This is a genomic window from Thermogemmatispora tikiterensis (assembly GCF_003268475.1).
Lineage (GTDB): Bacteria > Chloroflexota > Ktedonobacteria > Ktedonobacterales > Ktedonobacteraceae > Thermogemmatispora > Thermogemmatispora tikiterensis.
Genome location: NZ_MCIF01000002.1, coordinates 45,577 through 48,956 on the forward strand (window position 1 = coordinate 45,577; position 3,380 = coordinate 48,956).

At 70.1% G+C, this 3,380-nt stretch carries 2 protein-coding genes; both read right to left on the reverse strand.

What is annotated here, in order from left to right; genetic code table 11:
* Positions 1-41: 41 nt before the first annotated feature.
* Complete coding sequence (locus A4R35_RS00200) at positions 42-2,591, reverse strand: tetratricopeptide repeat protein (protein ID WP_112425401.1); 2,550 nt, start codon at positions 2,589-2,591, stop codon at positions 42-44.
* Positions 2,592-2,902: 311 nt separating this feature from the next.
* Positions 2,903-3,380: hypothetical protein (locus A4R35_RS24040; RefSeq protein ID WP_189361149.1), on the reverse strand; the 478-nt coding region annotated here is incomplete at its 5' end.

A 3,380-nucleotide genomic window follows, 5' to 3' on the forward strand; every position in this document is an offset into this window, starting at 1 on the left:
ATGGGCGGGCCGGCTATCCAGCGCATGCCCCATCCCGGTCCTCAGGGGTCAGGGGCCCCTCCCTGCCCTGGCCCGTGGGCCAGGTCCGGCAGCAACTGCAGGATCTCCTCACAGGCCTGGTCTACTTCAGGATAGCGTTCTGCCAGACCCCGCTGTCGCCAGCCCTCGCGCACGCGCCGGGCCATCTCGGGAACGCTTGTCAGGGGCAGAGCGAGCAGGCGCTCCAGCAAGCGGCGCTGCGCTCTTTGGTACTCCAAGACATGATGACGCGTCATCCAGGCGCAGCTCTCGACAGCGTGCGCCATCGCCTCCTCCCAACGGCCCGCCGCATAGGCCAGGTTCCCCAGCACTTCCTCACCTCGTCCCAGCAGCAGGCAATAGCCCTCCTCCTCGGCGATCGTCCGCGCCTCCTGCCAGGCCGCCTGCGCCTCCTGGTGCCGACCCAGGTGGGAAAGCGCCTCCATCAGGGCGACCAGGCTGGCCACCAGCTGGGCGCGATCCTGCACCTGGCGTGCATGCTCACCAGCGCATTGCCAGTGGGCCACCGCCTCCTCCCACCGTTCCTGCGCTGCGGCCACCCGCCCCTGGTAGTACTGGCTGGTGATGAAGACCTCCTCATCAAAGCCGGTCACCAGCGCCTCGGCCTGCTTGAACAAGGTGTCAGCCTCCTCCAGCTGCCCTTTGCGCAGGGCCACCTGCCCCAGGCGGTTATGGGTGGCCGCCAGCCCCGTGCGATCGCCCACATGGGCATAGCACTCAAAGGCGTGGCGAAAGTGCCGCTCGGCCTGCAGGAGATCACCGCTCTCCAGAGAGATGAGCGCCAGCGTGCTATGGGAGAGGCCAATCGCCCATTCGTCCAGCTTGCCCTGGCTCCACAGCTCCTCACGCACCCGCAGGCCCAGCAAGCAGGAGCGCAGGGCCTCCTCAATGCGCCCCTGCAGGCGGTAGACCTGCCCGATGCTATTGAGCAGGTTCGCATACCAGGCCCGACTCCCCCGCTGCTGATGATAGGCCAGCGAGGCGTGATAGCAGCGCAGGGCCTCGTCCCACTGCCCCAGCCGGCGATAGACGTAGCCGAGCTGGCCCTGCAGCGTGCTGACCTCCTCCTCATCCCCCCGACGCTGGGCCAGGTCCAGACACTGCTCGTAAGAGCGAATCGTCTGCAGCAACTGCTGTTGCTGCAAGGCGCAGCGCGCGAACTCATAGGAGAGCGCTTCTTGCTGAGTTGCCAGCCAGGAGGGGTCGGCCTCCTGCTGCAGCCGTTCCAGCAGCGCCTGCGCCAGGTGAGGCTGTTCTTCCAGGCGCAGAAGCTGGGCCTCCCAGAGTCGGAGCTGCCAGCGCTGGGGAGGCGTCAAGGTGGGCTCATAGTCGCGCACGGTCTCCAGCAGCGTGCGGGCAAAGCCGCTGCGCCAGCCGACCGTAGCTGGTCCAAAGAGCTGCTGAAAGCGTCGCAGGCCCTCCTCCACATCCACCGTCAGCCAGTGAGCCAGCAGCTCCACCCGACTGGCCTGCCACTCCGCTTCCGCGAGCGGCTGCTCCGCCTGCTGTTCAGAGGAGCTGATCACGGCCCGACTGAGCTCGCGACGAAAGCGCCGATCGGGGTCGTGACACTCCCACGCCTGCCGCAGGAGCTGGCGCAGCTCCGGCTGCAGGGCGACCCAGACCGGCTCGCCGTCGGGTCCGGCGTGGCTCCGGCTCAGGCGGACGCCTGGGACACTGGCCAGGGCCTCCAGCAGCTGACCCGCCTCGGGCGGGTCCTGCCCCGGGAAGGAGGGGAGCTGCTGCAGCAAGCTGACCAGCCGGCTCAGGGGCACGGAGACGTCCGTCGTGGCCGCGGGCTGCAGATGGGCTAGCAGCAGCAGCCACCAGGAGTGGGGCTCCTCCAGCGCGGCGACCTGGGCGAGCAGCCGGCTGGCGAAGGTCGCCGGCGAGAGCCGCCGCAGCTCCTCCAGGGACAGCTGTCCCTGGGCGAGCCGTGCGCAGGCCAGCTGCACCAGGGCCGGCTGGCCCCCAGTCAGTTCGCGCAGGCGCTCACTGGCGGCGGTGAGCTGTGCGGGGGCGGTCCCGGTCGCGCTGGTCTGGAGCACCCCCTCCTGAGCGAGCAGCTGGCGGATCTCCGCGGCAGACCACGGGGGGAGGACCACGACCACGACCTCCTGCTGGCGCCCACACCAGAGCGGCTGGTGCCAGTCGGGGGGCTGGCGGCTGACCAGCAGGGCGGTGACGCGGGGGAGGCCGAAATCCTCTGGAAAGCGTCCCCCTGGGGCCAGCACCAGCGCCTGCGGGCTGGGCTGCAGCCGCTCCAGATGATCCACGACCAGGAGCAGCGTGGGTCCCTCAGCGGGCAGGTGAGGCCGGAGGGCCTCGATATCCTGGGCCAGGGCCGCCCAGAGTCGTTCTCTGCTCTCCAGATCGACCGGTCGCCCAGTCCCGGGAGCCACCGGGGGGAGCCGGTCCTCCTCGAGCTGCGTCCAGACGGTCTGGAAGCGTACAGCCCGCCAGGGGGCGTAGGCGACTTCCAGGTGGTGGGCCACCTGCCGCACCCAGCGGAAGCGCTCCTGGGCCTGGGCGTCCAGGCCATCCAGGAGCACGATGGGCAGCGGGGGTGCTGCTGGCGCAGCAGGGCCAGGGCCTGCCGGAGGAGAGTGCTCTTGCCGAACCCCCCGTGGGGCGGGTGGGCAGGCGCTTCGGTTGCTGGCGCCTCCGCCTCCGCATCGTGGAGCCAGACAATCCAGGGACTGAGACGGGGTGCTCCGGGGCGGGCCCTGCCCAGCACCTCCAGCAGAGAAGCTAGCACGCGCTCTGGCCTGCCGGGCCGAGAGAACGACCCGGGGACGTGCCACCCCGGCAACGACTGGGTCTGATCATGCGGCATACGTCCTGGTTCCTCCTCTCTCTTGGCTCAAGACGGGTGCGACAGCGCCTGCAGCGCCTCCTGCCAGGCAGCCGCCTGCTCCCCGAGGAGCTGGAGCAGGTCCTGATCCTGCTCCAAGGCCTGCAGCGCCCGACGCCGCTCCTCGAGGGAGTGCCAGGGCCAGGCCGCCAGCTCGCTGAGGAGCTGGGACGGCGGGTCCCCCAGCAGCAGCCGGTGCAGGCACCAGTCCTGCACGGCGCCGACGCGTTCCGCCTCACGCCCCTCGCGCGCCTGCTGAAGCCAGAACGCTGCCAGCCAGCGTTGCAGCTCTCCCCAGCGCGCCGGGTCCTGCTCGCGCCAGAGGAGGAGGAGCAGGTGGCGGACGGGGGCGACCACGGCGTAGCCGGCACGCTCGGGCTGCCAGCGGAGCGTGTGGGTGCGAGCACTCAGGCGCTGCGGCAGCAGGAAATACTGGAAGGGGTGCGCTTGGGTCAGCTCTGGAGCGAACTGCTCAAGTAAGTCTTGT